The sequence below is a fragment of the Streptococcus gwangjuense genome (genome assembly GCF_003627155.1).
Lineage (GTDB): Bacteria > Bacillota > Bacilli > Lactobacillales > Streptococcaceae > Streptococcus > Streptococcus gwangjuensis.
In genome coordinates this window covers 676167-696977 of the sequence record NZ_CP032621.1, presented here as the reverse complement: position 1 = coordinate 696977, position 20811 = coordinate 676167, and the positions used below count along the sequence as shown (strand labels likewise).

Below are 20811 nucleotides of genomic sequence, written 5' to 3'. Positions count from 1 at the left end.
TTTACTTTCTCCCTAAAGCGGCTTGTTTCTCATAAAAGTCCAACCAAATTTGTAACAGATGCTCTTCTGAATACTCTCTGGAAATATTCTTAGCTTTTTCTTTGAGGTCTTTTAAAGCAACAGGATTTGCTTGATATTCTAAAATAGCCTCTTTCATCTCTTCTCTATCTGCTGTCGCTCGATAATTTCCCTCTAAAATCACCTTATAAAGATCCAAATCACGTAGCATAATAGGAGATTCACAACTAGCAGCCTCTAAAATAGTCATCGGAAAGAGTTCATTGTAACTAGGCAACAAGAAAAGGTCTGCTAGGGCATACAATTCGCGCATCCGCTCTGGTGATACAATACCTGGAAAAATCAAATTCTTAGGAGGATTTTCCATTATTTTCTTGTAGCGCTCATAACCATCTGTCATGCCACCAAAAGAGAATCCACCGGCCCAAATAAAGGTAATCTGAGGCAATTCCTCAGCCAGACGGATAAAATCATCAATCCCTTTGCGTTTCTGAACTTGACCAGCACCTACTACGATAAACTGATTGTCACTAAGACCTAGCTCTGTTCGCAGTATCGCTACCTCTTCCTGTGGAAGAGGATGCCATTTTTCCTTGTTTACAAAGTTAGGAATATAGGTCACTTTTTCACGTGGAATACCAGCTGCCACCAAATCCTCGATAAACATCGGATTTACCACAACCAAGTGCTCCATCCGGTTGTAAAAAGAAAATACATAGCGTTTGACAATTCCCTTTAAGAAAAATGGAATTTTCAAACTTCCCTCAAGTGTATCAGGTAAGAAATGCACATAGCCAATCTTTCTTCCTGAGCGTTTCTTTTGGAATGTTGATAAATAATAGGGGAAATCAATCGTATGAAAGTGAGTTACATCTGCCTCTATTGGAAGATTTTCTGTAACAATCAATTGGTCCTTGGCATCACGGTGAAGAAGACGAACTAATTCACGGTAAGCACCTGAGACTCCCTGCCCTGCTACTTTCTCACTTGAACTCAACATATTGATGCGTAATTTCTTTTTTTCCATAACTACTATTATATCATTTTCTTTGAATAAAATCAGCAAAAGAAAGGAGAGACTAGAGGAAAAGAGGGGGGAAATTTCCTCGCTTTTCCAATAATCTCTCACATGCTTTTATATGTTTACTTAATGCCTAGGGCAATACGTGCATAGCGACTCATTTTTTCAACAGTCCAGGCTGGATACCAGACTAATTTAACCTCAGTATCCGTTACTTCTGGCACCTCTGTCATGGCATCATAAATCTGATCTGTCAAAAGGTCGGCTAGGGGACACCCCATGGTTGTCAAAGTCATATCAATCTCTGTTTGTCCTGTGTCACCGTCAAAACGAATCTCATAGATCAAGCCAAGATTAACAATATCGATTCCCAACTCAGGGTCGATAACTTCTTCCAAGGCTGTTAAAATCCGTGTTTTGATATTTTCAATTTGCTCTTCTGTATAAGCCATATTTATCCTCACTCTTAGTCTTCAATAAAATCACGAAGCGGTTTGCTGCGACTTGGTTGGCGTAATTTTCTCAAAGCCTTGGCTTCAATCTGACGGATACGCTCACGGGTTACGTTAAAGACTTTACCCACATCTTCAAGGGTGCGCATTTTTCCATCATCTAGCCCAAAACGCAGACGCAGAACATTTTCTTCACGGTCTGTAAGAGTATCCAAGACCTCATCCAACTGCTCACGCAAGACGATACGAGTTGTATAGTCCACAGGATTTTCAATCACTTCATCTTCGATAAAGTCCCCAAGGTGGCTATCATCTTCTTCACCGATAGGAGTTTCAAGGGATACCGGTTCTTGGGCAATCTTCAAGATTTCACGAACCTTGTCAGGGGTCATATCCATACGTTCAGCGATTTGCTCAGGTGTTGGATCTTGCCCCAATTCTTGAAGGAGATTACGCTGTTCACGAACCAATTTATTGATGGTTTCAACCATGTGGACTGGGATACGGATGGTACGAGCTTGATCCGCAATGGCACGAGTGATAGCCTGACGAATCCACCAGGTTGCATAAGTTGAGAACTTGAATCCTTTAGAATAGTCAAACTTGTCAACCGCCTTCATCAAGCCCATGTTCCCTTCTTGAATCAAGTCAAGGAACTGCATACCGCGGCCGACATAGCGTTTAGCAATAGAAACAACCAAACGAAGGTTAGCTTCTGCCAGACGTTGTTTGGCTTCGATATCACCAGCTTCAACAGCCAGTGCCAATTCTTTTTCCTCTTCATTGGTCAAGAGAGGCACGACACCAATTTCTTTCAAGTACATACGAACAGGGTCATTAACCTTAGCCGAAGTTGATCCAATTAAGTCTTCATCGCTGAGTTCTGGTTCTTCTTCAGCACTAAGAACACGCGCACTTGGATTTCCTTCGTTATCTGTGATAGAAATTCCTGCATCCTGAATTCGTTGCAAGAGATCTTCAATCCCATCAGCATCCAAGGTAAAAGGAATCACCAGACTTGCATTAATTTCATCATCAGTTGCTGTCCCTTTTTGTTTATGATTACGGATAAATTCTGCTACTTGTACGTCAAATGTTGTTACTTCTTTTTGTTTTGTTGCCATTATTACTCCATTCTTCTCTTTTGGGAAATTAAACGTTCCAATTCTTCTAAGGCTGTGTCGGTATCTCCTACATGGCTAGCTTCCTGCACCTTCTTTTTGATTCTCATATTGTCCTGATTCAAGAGAGCCTTGTTTCGAGTCATTTCTACTTCACTAAGTTCCTGAGGTGACATCTCAGATGGTAAATCCTGAGCTAAGACTTGATACCAAGCTCTCTCAACTTCCTCTGTCTGTTCTGCTAGAACTTCTGGAGGAAGATTTCCATACTGGCCAAGCAAGTCATATAAAACCTGAAATTCAGGTGTGTCAAATGCAAAGTCTTCTCGCAAACGGTAATCGTTTAAAACAAGAGGGGATTCCATCATTCGATAAAGTAGATGGGCTTCTGCCCTCATAATAGCCGATAACTGCTTGGTAACAGGCATAGTGATTGGCGTCGGTCTGGAAATTCCTTCCATGCGATTCTGCCTTTGCGCCTGACGACTCTCATTAACAATCTGCTCAATCTGAGCATAATCAAAGGACGCCAAACTGTCAGCTAAAATATGAATATAACTGTTTTGAGCAGTGATAGACTTTTCTTGAACAATCAAGGGAGCTATTTTTTCAATAAACTCAATCTGAGCCTGCAGATTTTCACTATTTTCAGGCTTATACTGGTGAATGTAGAACTCAATCGGACTAATACGAGTTTTCGTTAATAGATAGGCCAAGTCTTCTGGACCGTTTTTTTGTAGATACTCATCCGGATCCAAGTTATCAGGCATGCTGACGATTTGCACAGGCATATCACCAATTTCATCCAATGCTTTCAAAGTCGCGGCTTGCCCAGCCTTATCGCCATCGTAAACAAGAACCAACTTCTTGGTTAACCTTTTCAAATGCTCAACATGCTCTCGACTCAACGCTGTTCCCATAGATGCGACAGCGTTTTCGATTCCAGCCCGATAGGCTGCAATAACATCCATGAATCCTTCCATCAGATAAATCTCACTGGCTTTTCCAGAAGATTTTTTAGCCCTATCCATATGATATAATTCGTAACTTTTGTTAAAAATTGCAGTCGATCGGCTATTTTTATACTTAGAAGTTTGTGAATCCGTTTTCTGCCAGATACGACCTGAAAAGGCAATAACCTTTCCCTGGTCATTTGTCAGGGGAAACATAATCCGATTGTGAAAGGTATCTACAAATTGATTAGCATCCGAGAGATAAAACAGTCCTGAATCTAGGAAATCCTCATCACGATACTGACCAGACAAACGTTGATAGAGATAGTTTCGTTCTGGAGGTGCCAAACCAATCCGAAAATGCTTTAGCACTTCATCTGTTAAACCACGCTGATAAAGGTAGTTTCTGGCCTCTTCCCCCATAGTCGTTGTCATGAGAATAGCATGATAAAATTTGGCAGCATCTTCATGCATATCATAAAGAGCTTGGTGGGGTGAAGCTGGCTTCTGTTCACTATAAAGCGGTTTTTCCACCTCTATCCCGACACGCTGACCTAAGATTTGGACAGCCTCCATAAAGGGAACCCCTTGGTACTCCTCGATGAATTTAAAGACATCACCTGAGCGACCACAACCAAAACAGTGGTAAAACTGCTTGTCCTCTACAACGTTGAAAGAAGGTGTTTTTTCACCATGAAAAGGACAGAGCCCTAGATAGTTCCGTCCTGCCTTTTGTAAAGAAATCACATCTCCTATGACTTCCACAATGTTGGCATTGTTTTTGATTTCTTCAATGACTTGTTTGTCAACCATACACAATACCTCCATGTTATCATAGTTTACTTTATATAGTATACTTTATTTCAGAAAAAAAGTAAACCATTTCACTCATTTTCCCTACTTTATTCAAAGAGTTGATAATAATCAGAGATTTTCATTTTTGCTTTTTCTTCTTGGGTCAAATCTTGGATGATACGACCTTCCTTCATGACAATCAGACGATTACCATATTTGAGAGCATCTTCCATATGATGAGTAATCATAAGGGCTGTCAGCTGATCTTTCTTGACAAATTCATCTGTCAACTCCATGAGTGCGACACTTGTCTTTGGATCAAGGGCTGCAGTATGCTCATCTAATAGGAGTAATTCAGGTCGCTTCAAGGTTGCCATCAAGAGACTCAAAGCCTGTCTTTGTCCACCGGATAAGAACTCAATCGGTGTATTCAAGTGTTTCTCAAGACCATTTCCTACTTTTTCAATGGTAGCCTGAAATTCATCCTTGTAGCTAGCCAGTCGTCTCGGAAACAGTCCACGTTTTTCACCACGAAACTTGGCAATCAAAAGATTTTCAGCGACCGTCATACGAGGAGCTGTCCCCATCTTGGGATCTTGGAAGACTCGAGACAGATACTTGGCTCTCTTCTCTGGTGAAAACTTGGTAACATCTTCACCCAAAATACGAATGGTTCCACTGGTTAATGACAAGGTTCCTGCAATAGTGTTAAAGAGGGTTGATTTCCCAGCTCCATTTCCACCTAAAATCGTGATGAAATCCTGTTCAAAAATTTCTAAGGAAACATCATTTAAAATAATCTTTTCTTCATCAAAGCCATTTTTAACGACTTTGGTTGCATTTTTTAATTCTACAATTGCTGTCATTTACTTAACTTGGCTCCTTTCAAGATTGTTTGCTTAAATGTTGGAATCATGAGGCAGACCGCTAAAATCAAGGCACTGTATAAACGAAGGTAACTTGTATTAAAGCCAAGGGCAATAACTGCCCATACTAAGAATTGATAGGCGATAGAACCTACAACGATGGCAACCAGACGCTCTGCCAAGCTCAAACTCTTGAAAATAACTTCCCCAATAATCAAACTTGCAAGACCTACAACGATAACCCCAATTCCTCGAGATACATCGGCATAACCTTCTTGCTGGGCAATGAGAGCTCCTGCAAGGGCAATAACACCATTTGATAAGACCAAGCCCATAAGCTCCATGCGTCCAGTATGAATCCCGAAACTTCTAGCCATATCAGGATTGTCACCTGTAGAAATATAGGCTTGTCCGAGTTTAGTGTCCAAGAAAAAGAGCATGAGAGCAATGACAAGACTTACAAAGATGAGACCTGTCAAGAGTTGATTCAAATCTGAATCAAAAGGCAAAACATCCTGAATTTGCTTAGTTCCAAGCAGGCCTAAATTCGCACGTCCCATAATCAAGAGCATGATAGAGTGACAGGAAGTCATCACCAAAATCCCAGAGAGCAAAGTTGGGATCTTCCCTTTTGTATAAAGAAGTCCTGCTGCCATTCCAGCCAAACAACCTGCTCCTACAGCAACAAGCGTCGCTAAAAAGGGATTCACGCCTTTGGTTATCAAAGTGACAGCAACAGCTCCCCCAAGAGGGAAGGAACCTTCTGTCGTCATATCTGGAAAGTTTAAAATCCTAAATGTCATAAAGATTCCCAGACCTAGAATAGCCCAGACAAATCCTTGAGAAATAATAGATAATACCATCTGTTTCTTAACCTTTTCTATATGATGTCTATTGTAAAAAATTGGAGGAGATGTCCCCAACTCCTCCATTACAGATTATTCGATCACTTGTCCTGCTTCTTTTAGAACAGATTCAGGAATCGTAATACCTAGCTCTTGTGCCAATTTCTTGTTGATAACTGACTTACCAGTTGAAAAGACATTGACTGGAGTATCAGCTGGTTTTGCACCTTTCAAAACTTGTGCAATCATTTTACCTGTTGCCACACCGAGATCATGTTGATCAACTACAACTGATGCCAAACCACCTGCTTCTACCATGGCAGTAGCGCTTGGGTAAATTGGTTTTTTAGCTGATTGGTTACTTGAAACAACAGTTGAGAAGGCTGAAGCAATTGTGTTGTCGATTGGAACCCAGATAGCATCAACCTTGCTAGTCATAACATTGACTGTTGAAGCAATTTCATTTGTTGAAGGAACTGCAAATGTTTCTACTGTCAAACCTGCTTTTTCAGCATAAGCCTTAAATTCTTCTACCTGAGTTTTTGAATTGTCTTCGCTGCTTGAGTAAAGAGCTCCGATTGTTTTCACATTTGGTGTAAGAGCCTTAATGAGTTCAACTTGTTGTTGAGCTGGATTGTGGTCAGACACCCCTGTAATGTTGCCACCTGGTTTTTTCAAATCTTTGACCAAGTTAGCACCAATTGGGTCTGTAATAGCGGCCATGATAACCGGTAGGTCTTTTGTGGCACTAGCCAAACCTTGAGCAGCTGGTGTTGCGATACCAACTACAAGGTCATTCCCATTTGCAACCAACTGTTTGCTCATTGTTGCAACCTTACTTTGGTCGCCTTCTGAGTTCATAAAGTCAATTTTCAACTGATTATCTTTATAGCCTTCTTCTGCAAGTCCATCTTGTATCCCTTTATAAATCAAATCAAGAGATGGATGGCTCACAAACTGAAGAACACCAACTTTGGCAACTTTCTTCTCATTCTTAGCTTCTGGTTTATTCATTGAAGAGTAAATCAAGCTTCCTGCTACTAAGACTGCTAATGCAGCGATAATTCCAATTAAACGTTTATTTTTCATTCTATTTCTCCTTTTTATTCCTTTAAAATGCTTCACTTATCTAAACAAGCGACGCCATCGTTTTCTTTCCATACTAACCTCCATCAAAAAAGTCCTCACACAAAAAACTTGTGTGAGGACGTCGATGCGCGGTACCACCTCAATTATAGGGAATTTCCCTATCACTCTGTCTCGCAATAACGAGATGCACTGTAAGGTGTGCTCACCGAATTTTTATGATTTCAAATTCTAAATAACATTCAGCCCAATTTTCATCATCATCACTTATCTGTTTTCAGCGACCACAGACTCTCTAAAAAGTTTATATGATTACTTTTCTGAATGGTTAAATTATATCATTTTTCAACTACTTGTCAAGACTCTTTTAGCATTTTTTTGAACTATTCAAAAACTTCCCCTGTAGAAAAGAGGAAGTTTGATAGGTATCAGCCTGAATTACGCAATCCTGTCGCAATTCCGTTGATGGTTGTATGGATTAATTTTTCTTGGTCGCTAGATAATTCTCCTCGGCGTTGACGTTTAATCAACTCCAACTGGATATAGTTGAGAATATTAAAGTAAGGCATACGATAATCCAAACTTGCTTTTAGATATGGATTTTCAGCCAAGAGTTCATCGTAACCTTCGATAGCCAAGATAACTTCCTTGGTAACTTGCCATTCATTTAGAATAGTCTCATAGATTGCTTTTACTTCTTCATCCTCACACAGTTTGGCATATTCAAAAGCAATGTTCATATTTGATTTTGACAAGACCATATCAACATTTGAAAGAAGCGATTGGAAGAAAGGCCAGTTTTGGTACATATCTCGTAGGATAGCGATATTCTCAGGATTTTTATCGATAAATTCCTTGAAGCTTGAACCAACCCCATACCAACCAGGAAACATAACACGGCTTTGCGACCATGAGAATACCCAAGGGATGGCACGCAAACCACCAATTTCAGTAATAGTCTTACGAGCGGCTGGACGAGAACCAATATTAAAGCTTGAAATCGCCTTGATTGGACTTGATTCGAAGAAATAATCATAGAAATGATCATTTCCAAAGACCAAATCACGGTAGATATCGTAACTACGGTCCACTACTTGATCCATAATAGCTTCATAACGATTTGAGGTATTTGTATCGCTCTTCTTCTGAGTAATCATACGGTTAATGGCTGCTGAAACCAACATTTCAAGATTATAGTAAGCAGCATCTTTGTTACCATATTTATTCCCAATTACTTCACCCTGCTCCGTCAAACGGATACGATCCTTGATAGACTTGAGCGGTTGAGATGTGATGGCTTCATAGGTTGGTCCACCACCACGACCGACAGTACCACCACGACCATGGAAGAAGGTAACCTTAACACCAAATTCATCTCCAATAGCAGTCAATTGTTGTTGAGCCTTGTAGAGGGTCCAACATGATGATAGATAGCCACCATCTTTATTACTATCAGAGTAACCAAGCATGATTTCTTGGTAGTTATTACGTGAAGCAATCCATTTCTTAGCAAGAGGAAGAGAAAGATATTCTCTCATGGTTTCTTCTGAGTGATCCAAGTCCTCAATTGTTTCAAAGAGAGGAACGATTTGGACACGGGCTCTTTCTTTATCAACTAGCCCTACTTCTTTTAACAAGATAGCCAATTCCAACATGTCTGATACGCTGGTTGCATGTGAAATGATGGTCTGACGAATGACATCATCTCCCAACTTATCTTTCAACTTACGAGCAGCCTTAAAGATTGCTAATTCTTTTTCAAGTAACTCTGATTTTTCAACGTGAGTAGCAGAAAGAATACGTGGATCTTCTTCCAATTCTTTCAAGAGAAGTTGGCATTTTTCTTCTTCACTTAGTTCGCTATAATGAGAATGAATACCTGCTGATTTCAAGAGTTCAGCTACACAGGCTTCATGAACACTAGAATCTTGACGCATGTCAATAGATGCCAAATAGAAACCAAAAATTTCAACTGCCTGGATCAACTCAACAAAATCACCAGAAATCAGTGCTTCACCCTTATTTTCCAAGAGGGAATCACGAATGGTAATTAAATCCTTATAAAAATCATTGGCTGTTTCATAGCGAGCCCCAACTTCCTTATCCTCAATCAGATAAGTTTTTGTTGCTTGGATTTTTGATTGAATATCAAACAAGGCACGACGATACAGCTCTTTTTCACGGTAAATAGAATTATCCTTGGATTGACGAGCCATTTCTCTGACTTGCTTGCTCACATTGACAATACTGGTTGAGAGAGAGAACTCACGATAAAGTTGGTAAATCTTTTCATCATAGTAATTCATGATGACTTCACACTGAGTCATGGCAGATTGTTTTAAGGTATCTGCTGTAACAAAAGGATTACCATCACGGTCTCCACCAATCCACATTCCCATGGTAATTGGTTTAGGATGTTTCAACTCCAGTCCATGTTTTTTAGCCAGACGCTTGTACTCAGCAGTCAAATGAGGAACTGCCTTCAGGAATGAACTATTGTAGTATTCCATAACATTCGTGATTTCATTGGTCACTTTCAATTTCTTTTCACGAATCATATCTGTCTGCATAATAATCTCAATATACCGACGGAGATCATTATGCCATTTTTCCTTATTAATCAAGCCTAATTTCACATCACGGTACTTACGCAAGAGGGTATGGATATGGTTAGTCAAATCCAACATACTCTTACGTTGCACTTGTGTTGGATGGGCTGTCAAAACAGGAACAACATTCAAGTGTTCTAGAATTTCAACCGCATTTTCTTTTTCTGCAACCATTTTAATCGTTGCTGACAATTTCCCAAGATAATCTTGATCGATATTATTTTGGTGGTTGATTTCATATGCCAAATCCACGTCTTCTGAAATATTAATCAAAAGAGGCAAGATAGAGAAATAGCGTGAAATATAAGCCATTTCATCATTTGTCAGACTAGTTACTAATTGGTTCAAACCTTGATAATCTTCTTGAGTTGACAATTCCTTCAACTGCATGATTTTTTCAAAAGTCTCTGGGGCAATCATGTTTTTAGTGATATCTTCTAACAATTCTGTTAAAATCAATACTTCTTCTTGCACGACAGCTTTATTACTATAGTTTTCTAATTTTTGAAGAGACATAGGTAATCCTTTCCACTCTCAGCTCTACATATAGTTTGATGAGTGAGCTTCTAACTCCTCATACAATTGGGCACGTTTTTCACTTGCATCAATATTTAAGACAAAGGCGATGGCTACAGACAAGACTAGGAGACTGTTCCCTCCTTGCGATAAGAAGGGGAAGGTTACTCCTGTCGAAGGAATAATGCCAGAAATTCCACCGATATTGACAAATACCTGTACCAGCATCATCCCCCCAACCCCAATCGCCATCATAGAATTAAAGGGATTCTTAGCACGAATACCGACTAGGATAATTCGTAAAATCAGGAAAAAGACAAGTGCTAAAATCAAGCTGGCTCCCACAAATCCAAACTCTTCAATAACAATTGAAAATACAAAGTCTGTATGGGCCTCTGGTAAATAACCACGTTTTTCGATTGAATTTCCTAAGCCTAGACCAAACCACCCACCATTTACCATGGCAAAGTAGGAATTTGCAAGTTGGTGGCCTGACCCTGCCAAATCAGCAAAGGGATTAAAGTAGGCACTGAAACGCTTAGCAACGTAACCAAATACTGGAACTTTTGAAAACTTATCAACCCCGATCATAGAAATAGCTGATAAGGATAGGGCTGAAACTCCAAATAATACACCGATAAAGGCTATAAACCAACGATGAGCAATTCCACTAACTGTATACATAATCAAGGCGACCAGAGCTAGGATGGTAGCATTCCCCAAATCTGGGAAAATAGCTAAACTTCCTATCATTACTAGTAGGACGAAGCGCCAATCATTAAAAGCACGAGGAATCCATTGATTTTGAGTTAAAACTTGAAAATCGTAAATCCCAATTTCATCCTGTTGTTTTGAAAAACGTTGGGCCAAGTACCAAACGATGATAATCTTCAAATACTCAGCTGGCTGAATGGTCAAAGGTCCTACTGAAATCCAACCATAGGCTCCATTGACTGGCGTACCAATTAAGCGAGCCAGAGCCAAAAGAATCAGCTCAACAAACATAACAATAAATAAGAGTCGTTCTTTTCTTAAAAAATTCAGTTTCAGCTTATATATCAAGGCAATCAATATTAAACTAAGTATCCAAAACATTCCCTGACTTCGAACCAATTGGAGGGCGCTTTTACCTTCTTCGATAAGAATGGCACTGGTTGTAGAATAAACTACAATCAAGCCCAAAATAGATAAAAGTAAGTAAGGAACTAGAATAGAATAGTTTAACAGGTGCCTCTTACTAATCTTCATAGTATCACCAATCTAATGAGAATAAAAGAAATTATTCCCAAATTCCGTTTATTTTCTAGTTTTGATTGCTATTATACCATTTTTTCCGAAAGAAAAAAACTCTTACCCTTAAGATAATAGATTTTCTCATAAGAAAAAGAGCACTGGGCTCTTTTTTGTTTCAAAAAACCAATGACTTTTACATCATTGGTTTTCTGCTATATTCGTCTATCAGAAAGATTTACTTAATCTTCTTTCTTCTTGCGAGCTACAAGACCAAATCCACTCAAGACTCCAAAAAGTCCAAGCGCTGCAAGGCTAGCATTGTCTTCTGTACCAGTATTTGGAAGTTCGCGTTGACCATCCAAATACTGTGATGTAGCAGGTTCTGCTAGTTGTTCTGGTGTCGCTGGAGCTATTGGTCGTTCAGGTGTCTCTGGTGTAGCTGGAACTGGACTTGGTGCAGGACTAGGTTCTGGTTGTGGCTCTGGCTGAGGAGCTGGAGCTGGTTGTGGAGCCGGTTCCGGTTTTGGCTCTGGCTTAGACTCTTCAGGAATCTTCAACTCTGGAATTTCCACTTTAGGAGCTTCATTTGGTTTTGCAACCTCTTCAACTACTTCACGGTAGTAATAGTTTACGACTTTACCACCAACTGGAACAATTCCGTCTTTATCTTCAGGTACTTTTACTAGATCATAAGAAGTTGTTCTTGTGATTACATTTCCGTTTTCAACAACTTTTTCAACTTTACTTGGAATAACTTTCGCTTCAGTTGTATAATTTGAACCAATTTCTTTTTGACCTTGGTCATCACTTGGTGCTAGTTTTGTTTCAGTGTTTTCAATGTAGTAGTTTACAAGAACTGGCGCTTTCTTCATGACAGTTTCAGTTGTTACAACTGGACGGTAATAGTAATTGACTACTTTACCCTCAACTGGAACGGTACCTTCCTTGTCTTCAGGTACTTTCACCAGTTCGTACTTAGTTGTCTTAGTGATAGTTCTATCAGGAAGTTCTTCTTGTTCTACTTTTGGTTCAATTACCTTAGTTTCACTAGTATAGTTAGAGCCAATTTCTTTTTGACCTTGGTCATCACTTGGAGCTAATTTAGTTTCAGTGTTTTCAATGTAGTAGTTTACAAGAACGGGTGCCTTCTTCATGACAGTTTCAGTTGTTACAACTGGACGGTAATAGTAATTGACTACTTTACCCTCAACTGGAACGGTACCTTCCTTGTCTTCAGGCACTTTCACCAGTTCGTACTTAGTTGTCTTAGTGATAGTTCTATCAGGAAGTTCTTCTTTTTCTACTTTTGGTTCAATTACCTTAGTTTCACTAGTATAGTTAGAGCCAATTTCTTTTTGACCTTGGTCATCACTTGGAGCTAATTTAGTTTCAGTGTTTTCAATGTAGTAGTTTACAAGAACGGGTGCTTTCTTCATGACAGTTTCAGTTGTTACAACTGGACGGTAATAGTAATTGACTACTTTACCCTCAACTGGAACGGTACCTTCCTTGTCTTCAGGTACTTTCACAAGTTCGTACTTAGTTGTCTTAGTGATAGTTCTATCAGGAAGTTCTTCTTTTTCTACTTTTGGTTCAATTACCTTAGTTTCACTAGTATAGTTAGAGCCAATTTCTTTTTGACCTTGGTCATCACTTGGAGCTAATTTAGTTTCAGTGTTTTCAATGTAGTAGTTTACAAGAACGGGTGCTTTCTTCATGACAGTTTCAGTTGTTACAACTGGACGGTAATAGTAATTTACTACTTTACCCTCAACTGGAACTGTCCCTTCTTTATCACTAGGCACACTTACCAACTCATATCTTGTAGTTTTTGTTACTACACGGTCTGGTAAGTCCTCAGTTTCAACTTTTGGTTCAATCACCTTAGTTTCTGACGTATACTTAGATCCAATATCCTTTTGACCTTGATCATCGCTCGGTGCTAGTTTAGTCTCAGTGTTTTCAATATAATAATTTACCAACACAGGCGCTTTCTTCGCTACTTCAGTAGTATTAACTACTGCTCGGTAGTAATAATTAACAGTTGTTCCACCCTCAGCAATCTTACCATTCGCATTATCTGGTGTAGCTACTAACTCATAAGTAGTTACTGTCGTAACTGTTTTCTCTGGTAAGTCTTGAACCTCTGTTTTTGGTTCAATCGTTTTAGCTTGAGTTGTGTAGTCAGACTTAACTGGTAAGTCTGCTTGGTTTTCACTAGGTGCTAGAGAAGTCGTTGTATTTTCTAGATAGTAGTTAACGTTCAGAGGGGCTTTCTTCTCACGGTAGTAATGTGTTACCACAGAATTACCATCAGCAACAACTTTATAAGCTCGAATAGGTGTAATTACCTCACGTTTGTTATAAGTTGTTTCATTATGAGAGCTTTCAGCTGTAGCTGAGAAACCATTGGCATCATCAGATAATCGTAAAAATCCATCTGAATCAGGTTGCACCTCATTCGAATTTTCATTATCATGATCAAAACTAACACCTTTATAAAATTTATAAACAGGCATAGTTTCTACTGTTGTCACCGTCACCGAACCATCATCGTTAACTTTAACTGAACCTTTTTTAACTAAATCAGATGTTTCTTCCTTGGTTACAGTATCTTGACCTTCAAGATAGTTAGACAATATATTTTCTTTAGTGACTAAATGAGTACGTTTTGTTGTTGTAATTGTTTCCAGTTCTAAACTAGCAGTATCTAAAATCTTATAATTTTTCTCAACTTTTACAGTAGTTTCAATATCACCTGAAATAGATTTTGTTTCCTTAACATTCGAAAATGTTAGATTTTCAAAATTACTGTGAATATTAGATGAGTTTGGACTAAGTAGCTTAGAAGCTTCTTCACTATTAGCTAAGAATTGGTCACCTTCGGTTGAACCATCTGAAACAAAGTAGTATTTACCTCGAATGTTACTTAAAGTTGAATCTTTTACATAAGCAACTTTCAAGCCTTTGCTCTCTAAAGTAGTAGCTACCGAATCCAAATAAGCATCCACTTTAGACTTAGCAGCCCTTATTTTCTCTTTATCTGAATCACTAGTTGCCTCATTTTCTGCAAATTTTAAAATTTCATATAAAACGTAATACGATTCATGATTTTTTAAAACGTCCTTTATACTAGGATTAGTATTTACAGGTAAAACATTATAGTCAGGTAAATTAAAGAAAGGTTTCAAATCTTCCTTTATAAAAGCTTTACCAGACCCAGCTGAAAAATCAGCAATTTTATCCCCTGTTACAGTTCGTTCCACATCATCAGATGTACCAAAAATACCATCTTTACCAGCTTCTAAAATATTAGCTGTTTGATTTGCATCTATTTGCTCTAACACATAAGTAGGATTATCAAAATTTACAGAACTATCAGTATCGACAACATCTGGAATCACTTCATAAGTTGGTGAACTATAACGTTTTTTAGTTTTCACAAGACTAGGATTTGCCACTGCATAAGTATCTTTATCTAATACAAGAATAGAGTCGCCTTCTTGAAGAGTTACATTTGCTTTCGTGAAGTCTTTAGCATTTGCAAGACCTGCTTTCCATTTAGAAACAGCATCTTCATCGCTTGATACCCCGTCAGTTTCTACGAACTTACCGTAGTGACCGTCAGAAGTTTCTTCGACAAGATAAACTTTACCTGTCGTTTTTGTATAATCAATTTCCCCTAGTTTGTTGTGCATTCCTTCTGGTGACACACTTGCTTCGATATCGTTGAATTGAGTTTTACTATACTTAGCTTTGTCAGCACCCTCAACCTCAGAGCGTGTACGTTCATAAACCTTACCGTTCAATTCAAGAGTGTCTTCTTTACCTGTTTCTTCAGAAACAGTAATCCCCTTTTTATCAACAGTTGACTCACGGTAGTCTTTACCGTCTGTATCTGCGGCAAGACCTTTCTTATCGTAAGGAGTTGTAATTGTTCCTTGACCTGTCGCTACTGTTTCAGTTTTCAAAAGTGACTTATCTTCTTCCAACTTGTAATTTACAGTAGTCTCAGAAGTGACAGTTAGCACATCCGAACCGTCAGCGTCACCTTTATTTTCGTTAGCTTTAGTAGGTTCAGCAACCCCTTTATTCAAGACTGCATCGAATTTAGCAACTTTACTGGTATCAGTATCATCTGTGAATGTATTCGTATTTTTAGAAGTTGTCTTATCGACACTATCTACCAATGCAACCTCACTTCCACCTGCACCATTTACAACATCTGCCGAAACTGATTGTGTTGTTGTAACTAAACCAACACCTAGTGCAAGAAGTGTTGCACCGATTAATTTTGAATCAGTTCTACCATTCTTATATTTACGGAAAGAAAAAATTTCACGCTTGTTGTCTCTAAACATTCTTTACCTCGCAATATTAAAATTAAATACAATCCTTCCACTTCTTTCAGAAAGATAAAGGCTTTACTACTATATTTTAGCTAATAAATCCTAAATACTTAACCTAAAATCAAGTATCGGTATAATTCTAACACAGTGTCTTTTGTATAGCAAGAATAAAACCTTGAAGATTTAAAGCACCTGCCTATTCGATAATCGAATAGTAAAGATTTCAATTCTTCAGATGTACGAAAAACCTTAGTATTTTCACATTTACTTGCATAAAATTTATGTGCTAAATCTACATCAGAAAGCAAACAAACCAAACCACATGAAGATGCTTCAACAGCAGCATTTGCAAAACATTCGCTCATAGAACAAGAGATATAACCCTCATGATTCTCATAAGGAACATTTTCAACAAATCCTTTAAAATGAACATTATCAGGTAAATCTTCTTCAGTATAACCTACAGGTAAATTTCCATAAATCGTCAATTTACTATCAGGTAACTCCCTAAACGCCTCAATCGCCCACTCACAACGTTTCAAAAAAGTCATGTTCCCTACAATACACCAATCTGTTACAGAAGTGTACTCTTTTTCTATACCCTCTTTTACATAAATCGGGGGCAAGAACCGGACCAAATTAGATCCTAATCGCTCTTCCAAAACTGGACTTGCAACTAAATTTTGACACCAGTTTTGTAAGACAAACTTCATTTGAGTGTCTAAAATATTGTAATGAGTATATGCAAACAAGGTACGACCTGTGTTTTGGAAGAACTTCCTCAATTGAAGAGGGTATTCATTAACCATATCGATGATAAAGCGATCTTCGACTGTAGAATTGTTAGCTAGATAGAGACTGACTAACTGCCATTGGGTATAGGTTTCACCACTTCTTAGATTTTGATAAGAATGGTAATTTTCACTCACATCCCCTTTGAGTAATTCTCCTTTACTATCATAAAGAGTAAACAACTTTTCTTGATGAGAATATCGATACAATAGTTGAGAGGTATAACATTCAACACTTCCATCTTGATAGCGAATAAGACCAACATACCCCTCATTTGTAGACTCAACCCTAACAACACCCTTTAGCTCTTCTACAAAATCTTTTTTTACACTGGGTTTCTGTCTAGCTAGATTTGACTGATCATAAATAACATGGTGAAAATCTTCAAATCCAAGATTTTCAAGGGTTTCAACAAAATTTGGTACAAAATTCTCTAAATTTGTTAAAACAAGTTCCTGTTCTACCTCTAAACTTTTAAAGATTTCCTGACGTGCTAATTGACTTCTTTCAAAACCATAAGAACTTACAGGAACTACTTCTTTAATTGTAAATACTTTAACCATGGTTTATTTTAATACATCCTCCAATCTTAAACCACGACTTCTTGCTAGTCTCGCACGAAAAGTCATGCCACGTTTATAACGTTCTGATAAACGATAGTAGGTTGTTACTATATTCAAAACTAAAGCATTATCCTTTGTAACCATTCGAGACCACAAATGCCAATCTTCAAATCCATCACACTTAGCATCATAGCCTCCTGCCTCATCATAGGCAGAGCGTTTAAAGATAACAGTTGAATGATTAAAGACATTTCGATAAGCAAGCTCTAACCATAATTTTTCTCCTGATAAGTGATGAGATGGATTCCGTTTGATTTTATCTATTATGGCATCTTCTTCTGCGACGACTCTAGCTCCGATAAGGTCCAATTGAGGATTTTTCTCTAACTTTTGCAAGAGAAAATCTAAGTGCCAAGGCATCCATACATCATCTGCATCTTGTCTGGCTACATATTTCGTTTGAGACAGGCTGACTCCATGATTTAAAGTTTCTGAAATCCCTTTATGACTTTCCCTGATATACTGTATTCGCTCGTCTACTAGATAAGGCTTACATATTTCCTCTGTATTATCTGTCGAGCCATCATCAACAATTAGCAGTCGAAAGGCTTGGTGGGTTTGGTTTAAGACTGAATCAATCGTTTGACTAATGGTTTCAGCCCCATTATAGACAGGCATAACAATATCAACAGGTGTGTCTGATTGAGACACATTTTGATAGGGCACACCTCGTTTTGCAAAAACATTTGATTCATGAGTTGTTAAAAAAGTCCGATACCCATGAACTGATACACCCTCTATATTTTTGACCATCAAAAGCGAGGTTGAGTAAAAACCATGTACCTCAACGAACTCATACTCCTCCAGTAAAAAATAAATTTCTTCTTCAAAGCAAAATATAGTTTCTTTCAATTTATCTTGATAGGGATTCAAAGGTACTCTAGGATGGGGATAGTAGTAGTCAATCTTCTGTTCATCTAAAATTTTAGCCGTCAATTTTTGGGTAATTTCCAAATCTTCCTGATAAAAGAGGGAGCCTAAAAACTGCCCAAGAAAAACGCGAATTTTCTTACCATTTTTAGCTCTTTGAAAATTACCTGGTTCAAGATGAAGCTTTAGAAAAACCTGCTTCTCTTTTGGGAAAAGGAGACAGTCCTCAAATACCGTGAAATGTCTATTTGACAAAGACATGACCTGTCTCAAGGTAAAGTTTGTATACGGAATATCCCTCTCATTTTCTTGTGTATACATACTGTAAGGGACAATAGAAGTACTTCCATCATCAAAGGTATACAGACTCATCGTGCTAGGTTTAAAGATACTAAGAGCTACAGGATTGTCTAAGCTTGCTAGATAGAGATTACAAATTGACCTGCCTTTCAGAACCTCCTGAATATCATTCAAAACTGTCTTCCCTTCTAAAACAATGACTTCCTTACAAAATTCTTTCATCCGTTCAGCATAAAAAGTCTGTCTCGCATCATTTGACATTTTTAGATAAATTCCAATAAAGTCTTCTGTAATAGTCTGAACAACTTCCCTAGCGACCATCACCTGGAAGGGTGATGAGCAAAAAATTATATTCTCCAAATTTAATTCCTCCTAATTTTCTTACTGAGCATCTTGCTTTTGCGCAATCACCTCTTGCCACCAATCTTCATGTTCTTGATACCAACGAATATCTTCTTTTAATCCCTTATCAAAATCCACGTATAGAGGCGTAAAATCTAATTCAGTATATAACTTACTAGCGTTAATTCCATAGCGAAGGTCATGTCCCGATCTATTTGCTATATACTTAAAATCGTCCTGAGATTTTCCTAACTGCAACGAGATTTTTTGTAGAACTTCAACATTCGTTCGCTCATTATTTACCCCAATCAAGTAGGTCTCACCAATACCACTCTTGTTAATAATAGTGTCGATAGCTTGGCAATGGTCTTTCACATGAATCCTGTCACGAACATTAACCCCATCTCCATATAGGATTTCCTGCTAACCAGTTAAAAGATTGGGGATTTGTCTTGGGATAAATTTTTCAAGATTTTGATAAGGTCCATAATTGTTTGAACAGTTGGAAATCGTGGCCCTGACTCCAAAAGAACGAACCCAATCTTTTACCAATAAATCAGCAGAGACTTTTGTAGCAGCATAAGGAGAACTTAGATTGTACTGCGTTTTTTCAGTGAATTTATACTTATTTTCCAATGGAAAGTCCCCATAAACCTCATCTGTTGAAATATGGTGGAAACGGATATCATACTTTCTAGCTAAGTCTAAAAAATTGTGCGTCCCGACGATATTACTTTTCACAAAAATAGACTTGTCATTAAAAGATTCCGCCGCAAAATGAACAATCAAATCAGCTCGTTCATCAATCTGTTTACTTAATTCCAAATCAAAAACAGAAGCAACAAATAATCTCATCAAACTTATAAAGCACAATGCCTTTGGCTTTAGGAACTTTAAAAACTTTAAAAAACGAATTTTCATCGCTCTGAACATCAAAAAAGAAAGGACGAAATTTGTCCTTTCTCGAGCTTAGCTTTTCTTCAACCCACTACAGTTGACAAAGAGACATTCTATTTTATTCTTTTGAAGAACTGCTTGAGCTTGAATCTCCACCACCGATATATTGGGTAAAGATATTTTGGAAGGCTTGATCTTTAACCTTGATATTGGCTGCTTGCAATTCTTTTCCGACAATACTTTGAACAAATGATGCATCATTTTGTTTTTGAGTCAAGATAACAGTTTTCAATTTTTCTTTGTAGTCATCGATATTAGATGACTTTTCTGTTTTCTTAATGAGTTTTACAATGTAATATTGACTGCTGTATGCTTGAGTACCAGTAGCTGTAATGACATCAGAAATGCCGTTAACATCCAAGGCAAAAGCTGCTTTCTTAACTTGATCTGGTAGTTCTGTTGAAGCTGAATCAAAAGTGATTTCACCACCATTCGCTTTGGTTTTCTCATCAGTTGAGTTATCTTTAGCTAATTGAGCGAAATCTGCGCCACTTGCCTTAGCTTTTTCGAGGACTTCTTTCGCTTTATCCTCATTATCAAGACGAATAATTTGAGCAGTTACGTCCGGAGTATAGCTCTCAAATGCTTTCTTATACGCTTCATCAGTTAATTCAGCTTCTGCAGCCTTTTTAACTGCAAATTCAACTAATTTACTTGTACGAATTTGTGCTTTACGTGTTTCAAGAGTCATACCTGATTGTGATAAGACACGTTGGTAATTCTCACCATATTGTTTTTCTTCTCCAGAAATGATTTCATCGATTTCTTTGTCATCTACCTCTGAGCCATATTGCTTCTCAAATACTTTTTGGATGGTCATGTTCAACAAGACTTGTTGGGCTGAAGGATTGATTTTCACTTGCTCATAAAATTGATGTTCTGTGATGACATCCCCTTTCATGCTGATAAGGTCTGCCCCTTCTGAACCTTTCGAACAAGCTGCTAAAGTTGCTACTGATAATAGTGTAATGGCACCTGCCAATAGTTTTTTCTTCATGTCTACTCCTTTGAGATAAGTGTTACCCTATCTATTTTACTATATTTTCTTAAATTTTTCTGAAAA

General features: G+C 38.0%; 13 protein-coding genes, 2 pseudogenes and 1 other annotated feature. Of the genes and pseudogenes, 1 reads left to right on the top strand and 14 read right to left on the bottom strand.

The features are described from left to right. Window position 1 precedes the first annotated feature (1 nt). From cpoA to D7D53_RS03395, 13 genes and pseudogenes are all read right to left on the bottom strand, one after another. Entirely contained in the window at window positions 2-1045 is a 1044-nt protein-coding gene (gene cpoA / locus D7D53_RS03455; protein WP_162927866.1) for an alpha-galactosylglucosyldiacylglycerol synthase, read from the bottom strand. A 116-nt stretch (window positions 1046-1161) separates the two neighbouring features. Further along, complete coding sequence (locus D7D53_RS03450) at window positions 1162-1491, bottom strand: metal-sulfur cluster assembly factor (protein WP_000331929.1); 330 nt, start codon at window positions 1489-1491, stop codon at window positions 1162-1164. Window positions 1492-1505: 14 nt separating this feature from the next. Continuing rightward, a complete protein-coding gene (rpoD, locus tag D7D53_RS03445) occupies window positions 1506-2615 on the bottom strand; it encodes an RNA polymerase sigma factor RpoD (protein ID WP_004259586.1) in 1110 nt (369 codons plus the stop codon). 2 nt (window positions 2616-2617) lie between these two features. Next, window positions 2618-4378 carry a DNA primase gene (gene dnaG / locus D7D53_RS03440; protein ID WP_120770134.1) on the bottom strand — a complete coding sequence of 587 codons (1761 nt, stop codon included), beginning with the start codon at window positions 4376-4378 and terminating at the stop codon, window positions 2618-2620. A gap of 89 nt (window positions 4379-4467) precedes the next feature. Next, window positions 4468-5226: an ABC transporter ATP-binding protein gene (locus D7D53_RS03435; protein WP_120770133.1), complete on the bottom strand. Its 759-nt coding sequence runs from the start codon at window positions 5224-5226 to the stop codon at window positions 4468-4470. Beyond that, the gene (locus D7D53_RS03430) at window positions 5223-6089 is read right to left on the bottom strand and encodes an ABC transporter permease (protein WP_120770852.1); all 867 of its coding nucleotides are present in this window, start codon (window positions 6087-6089) and stop codon (window positions 5223-5225) included. The genes D7D53_RS03435 and D7D53_RS03430 overlap by 4 nt, the downstream gene beginning before the upstream one ends. Before the next feature lie 75 nt (window positions 6090-6164). After that, a complete protein-coding gene (gene trpX / locus D7D53_RS03425) occupies window positions 6165-7160 on the bottom strand; it encodes a tryptophan ABC transporter substrate-binding protein (protein WP_120770132.1) in 996 nt (331 codons plus the stop codon). Between the two features lie 111 nt (window positions 7161-7271). Beyond that, window positions 7272-7489, bottom strand: a binding site (T-box leader). Between the two features lie 96 nt (window positions 7490-7585). Continuing rightward, window positions 7586-10282: a phosphoenolpyruvate carboxylase gene (gene ppc / locus D7D53_RS03420; protein WP_120770131.1), complete on the bottom strand. Its 2697-nt coding sequence runs from the start codon at window positions 10280-10282 to the stop codon at window positions 7586-7588. Window positions 10283-10306: 24 nt separating this feature from the next. Beyond that, complete coding sequence (ftsW, locus tag D7D53_RS03415) at window positions 10307-11530, bottom strand: cell division peptidoglycan polymerase FtsW (protein WP_120770130.1); 1224 nt, start codon at window positions 11528-11530, stop codon at window positions 10307-10309. A 224-nt stretch (window positions 11531-11754) separates the two neighbouring features. Further along, window positions 11755-15876 carry an LPXTG cell wall anchor domain-containing protein gene (locus D7D53_RS03410; protein ID WP_120770129.1) on the bottom strand — a complete coding sequence of 1374 codons (4122 nt, stop codon included), beginning with the start codon at window positions 15874-15876 and terminating at the stop codon, window positions 11755-11757. Window positions 15877-15974: 98 nt separating this feature from the next. Then, a complete protein-coding gene (locus D7D53_RS03405; protein WP_120770128.1) occupies window positions 15975-17219 on the bottom strand; it encodes a glycosyltransferase family 4 protein in 1245 nt (414 codons plus the stop codon). 3 nt (window positions 17220-17222) lie between these two features. Further along, window positions 17223-18809, bottom strand: coding sequence for a glycosyltransferase family 52 (locus D7D53_RS03400; RefSeq protein ID WP_120770127.1), 1587 nt, complete (start codon window positions 18807-18809; stop codon window positions 17223-17225). 21 nt (window positions 18810-18830) lie between these two features. Further along, window positions 18831-19646 (bottom strand): annotated as a pseudogene (locus tag D7D53_RS03395) (dTDP-glucose 4,6-dehydratase). On the opposite strand from D7D53_RS03395, the pseudogene D7D53_RS09990 reads away from it, so the two are divergent. After that, window positions 19612-19764, top strand: a pseudogene (locus tag D7D53_RS09990) (transposase); the annotation flags it as partial. The pseudogenes D7D53_RS03395 and D7D53_RS09990 overlap by 35 nt on opposite strands. A 42-nt stretch (window positions 19765-19806) precedes the next feature. On the opposite strand, the gene prsA reads toward D7D53_RS09990, so the two are convergent. Continuing rightward, the gene (gene prsA, locus D7D53_RS03390) at window positions 19807-20745 is read right to left on the bottom strand and encodes a peptidylprolyl isomerase PrsA (RefSeq protein ID WP_120770126.1); all 939 of its coding nucleotides are present in this window, start codon (window positions 20743-20745) and stop codon (window positions 19807-19809) included. Window positions 20746-20811: the final 66 nt, after the last annotated feature.